2 protein-coding genes are annotated in these 3,888 nt (G+C 76.9%); both read left to right on the top strand.

Annotated elements, in window-relative coordinates; genetic code table 11:
• Positions 1 to 1,641: thiol reductant ABC exporter subunit CydC (gene cydC / locus GWI24_RS41715; protein WP_210951227.1), on the top strand; the 1,641-nt coding region annotated here is incomplete at its 5' end.
• 475 nt (positions 1,642 to 2,116) lie between these two features.
• The coding region (locus GWI24_RS41710) for a GAF domain-containing protein (RefSeq protein WP_210951226.1) at positions 2,117 to 3,888 on the top strand (1,772 nt) is incomplete at its 3' end.

Below are 3,888 nucleotides of genomic sequence, written 5' to 3'. Positions count from 1 at the left end.
GGGTGGCTGATCTCGCGGGCCGCGCAGCAGCCGCCCGTGCTCTATCTGATGGTGGCGGTCACCGCGACCCGGGCGTTCGGGATCGGCCGGGCCGTCTTCCGCTACGCCGAGCGCCTGGTCTCGCACGACGCCGTGCTGCGGGTGCTGGCCGAGCTGCGGGTCGCCGTCTACCGGAGGCTGGAGCGGCTGGCGCCCGCCGGGCTCGGCCGGACGCGCCGCGGCGATCTGCTCTCCCGGCTGGTGGCCGATGTGGACACCGTGCAGGACTACTTCCTGCGCTGGCTGCTGCCCGTCGGCACCGCGCTGACCGTCGGCGCGGCCTCGGTGGGCTTCCTCACCTGGGTGCTGCCCGAGGCCGGGGCCGTACTGGCGGCGGGGCTGCTGGTGGCGGGGGTCGTGGTGCCCGTCGTGTCCGGGGTGCTGGCGCGGCGCGCGGAGCGGCGGCTGGCACCGGCGCGCGGTGCCCTGTCGGCGCAGGTCGTGGATCTGCTCGCGGGGGCCGCCGAGTTGACCGTCGCGGGTGCGCTGCCGCGCCGGCTGGACGCGGTGCGCCGGGCCGACGGGGTGCTCACCCGGATCGCCCGGCGGACGGCGGCCGCCGCCGGTACGGGCGCCGGGCTGTCCGCGCTGGTCTGCGGGCTGACCGTGGCGGCCGCGGCGTGGGTGGGGGTCCCGGCCGTGGCGGACGGCCGGATCCACGGGGTGTGGCTGGCGGTCGTGGTGCTGACCCCGCTCGCCGCCTTCGAGGCCGTCGCGGGGCTGCCGCTCGCGGTGCAGCACCGGCAGCGGGTGCGACGGGCGGCGGAGCGGGTGTACGAGGTGCTGGACGAGCCGCTTCCGGTGCGTGAGCCCGATGAGTCGGGGCGCGAGGAGGCGCCGAGCGCGCCGTATCCACTGGTGCTGCGCGGGATCACCGCCCGCCACCCGGGGCAGTCCGCCCTCGCTCTGGACGGGTTCGGGCTGGAGCTGCGCCCGGGCCGTCGGGTCGCGGTCGTCGGGCCGTCGGGGGCGGGCAAGACCACCCTCGCCCAGGTGCTGCTCCGCTTCTTGGACACCGAGGGTGGTACGTACACCCTGGCGGGCCGGAACGCCGCCGGCCTCGACGGGGACGCGGTGCGGCGGCTGGTCGGCCTCTGCGCCCAGGACGCCCATGTCTTCGATAGTTCGCTGCGCGAGAACCTGCGGCTGGCGCGCCCCGGCGCGAGCGATGACGAGCTGCGCGCGGCGCTGGCCGCGGCCCGGCTGCTGGACTGGGTGGACGGGTTGCCGGACGGCCTGGACACGCTCGTCGGCGAGCAGGGCGCACGGCTCTCCGGCGGTCAGCGGCAGCGGCTGGCACTGGCCCGCGCGCTGCTGGCGGACTTCCCGGTGCTGGTCCTGGACGAACCCGCCGAGCATCTGGACCTGCCCACGGCCGACGCCCTGACGGCCGACCTGCTGTCGGCGACCCAGGGGCGCACCACCGTCCTGATCACCCACCGGCTGGCGGGCCTGGAGGCGGTGGACGAGGTGATCGTCCTCGACGGCGGCCGCGCCGTCCAGCGCGGGACGTACGAGGAACTGGCCTCGGCCGAGGGCCCATTCCGCCGGATGCTGGAGCGCGAGGCGGTGGAGGGCGGAGTCCTGGTGGGCGCCGGGTAGCCGGGAGTGGGCCAGGGCCTGTCCGGCGGATCTTCGCGGAGCCGGGGTGCCTGGTACGGCGCTCCCGCGTGGAGTGCTGGCGGGCGCTGGGCAGCCGGGCGTGGGCTACGGGCTCTCCGGCGGATCTTCGCGCCCCGGGACGCCTGGCACGCTCCCGCGCGGAGTCTTGGTGGGCGCTGGGTGCCCCGGCGTGGGCTGGGGCCTGTCGGGCGGATCTTTACGGGCCCGCGACGCCTGGCATGCGCGCCCCGGCACCTGGCGTCCCCCGCACCGGGCGCCGCGGGACCGCGCCGTCTGCCGCCGGTGCCACAGGCGCGCGACCGGACAGGGGCATGAGCTGCCGCATGGGTTGACCCTGGCCCGTGGGGGGCCGCCCTACGGCACCCCTGAAGCGGTGCAAGCGGGGCAAGCGGTGCAAGCGGTGCCCGGCGCCGATAACAGGGCGTTTACCCGCGGCATTCATTAGGCTCGACGCATGGCGGCCGCTGCCCCCTCCCCCGACCCCCTGGATGTGGCCGCGGAGGCGACCCGCGGTCTGCGGGGGCTGTCCACCGAGCTCACGGCGCGGCTGCCGCGGCTGCTGGAGGCCATGCGCTCGCTCGGCACCGGGCCGGACGCGCACACCGTGCTCGACCGGATCGTCCGCACCGCGGCCGAGCTGGTGGGCGCGCGCCGCGCCGCGATCGGGGTGCACCACACCGAGGGCGACGCCGCCGTGGGCCGCGGACTGGCCGATGTGGTCACGTACGGCGTGACAGAAGCCGACCGGGAGCGGTGCGCGGAGCTGCTCGCCGACGCACGCCGCACTGGAACGCCCTCGGCCACCGAGCCGCCGGGCCCGTCCCAGCCGCCGGGCCCGTCCCAGCGGCCAGGCTCGTCCCAGCCGTCGGGCCCGTCCCAGCGACCGGGCTCGTCCAAGCCGCCAGGCCCGTCCAAGCCGCCGGGCCCGTATCTCACCGTTCCGCTGCGCGTCGGTGAGGAGATCTTCGGCATCCTTTGCCTCGCCGAGAAGCGGGACGGCGGGCCGTTCACCGACTCCGACCGGCATCTGGTCGAGGTGCTGGCCACCGAGGCGGGGATCGCCATCGGCCACACCCGCGTCCAGGGGGCCACCCGGCAGCGCGAGCGCTGGATCGAGGGGTCGGTGGCCGTCACCCAGGCGGTGCTGTCCGGCGGCGCCGGGGACGGGCCGGCCGTGGTCGCCGAGAAGGCCCGGGAGCTCGCGGACGCGGCGGTGGGCATCGTGCTGCTGCCCGAGGACGGCGGTGACGGGCTGAAGGCCGTGGCAGTGGCCGCGGATGAACGGTCCGGGCTGCTCGGCGCGGTGCTTCCGGCCCGCTCCCCGGCCGTGCCGAGGCTGCTGGCCGGGCAGCCGGTCCTCATCGAGGACCCGGCCGCCGACCCGCTGCTCGGCACCGGCGTCCCCGGGCGCTATGGGCCGAGCATGATGGTGCCGCTGAGCAGCGGGGACCGGGTGCTCGGCGTGCTGGCCACCGCGCGGGAGCGCGACGCCGACCCGTTCACCGCGACCGAGCGCGCCCTGGCCGCCCAGTTCGCGGCGCAGGCGGCGGTCGCGCTGGTGCTCGCCGAGGCGCAACGCGACCGGGAGCGGCTCGCGGTCCTCGAGGAGCGCGACCGGATCGCCCGCGACCTCCACGACCTCGTCGTCCAGCGGCTCTTCGCGACCGGGATGCTGCTGGAGAGCGCGGAGCGCCAGTCGGACGCGCCGGAGGTACGGGAGCGGATCGAGCGGGCCGTCGAGGAGCTGGGCGCCACCATCCAGGAGGTACGGACGGCGATCTTCGCGCTGCAGCAGACCCCGCCCGAGACGCCGCCCGGGCTGCGCGGGCGGGTGCTGCGGGAGGTCAGGGCGGCCGCCGTGCCGCTGGGCTTCCAGCCGTCGCTGACCTTCATCGGCCCGGTGGACGATCTGGTCATGTCGGTGACCGGTGCCCATCTCGTCGCGGCACTGCGCGAGTCGCTGTCCAACGCGTTCCGGCATGCCCGGGCCGAGCGGATCGAGGTGGTCGTGGACGCCACCGCCCGGCTCGCGGACGGACGGCCAGCGGTCCGGCTGACGGTCGCGGACGACGGGGTGGGCGTGCCCGCGGACGGGCGGCGCAGCGGCCTGGCCAACCTGGCACGGCGGGCCGAGGTGCTGGGCGGATCGAGCACCTTCGGCCCCGGCCTCGGGGAGGACGGCCGCGGCACGGCGGTGGTGTGGGAGGCACCCCTGCCGGGTGAGGA

This window comes from Streptomyces sp. MK37H (assembly GCF_018035285.1).
In the GTDB taxonomy this organism is placed as follows: Bacteria; Actinomycetota; Actinomycetes; order Streptomycetales; family Streptomycetaceae; genus Streptomyces; species Streptomyces endocoffeicus.
The sequence above is the reverse complement of the archived record's forward strand: the minus strand, read 5'-3'. Positions and strand labels throughout refer to the sequence as shown.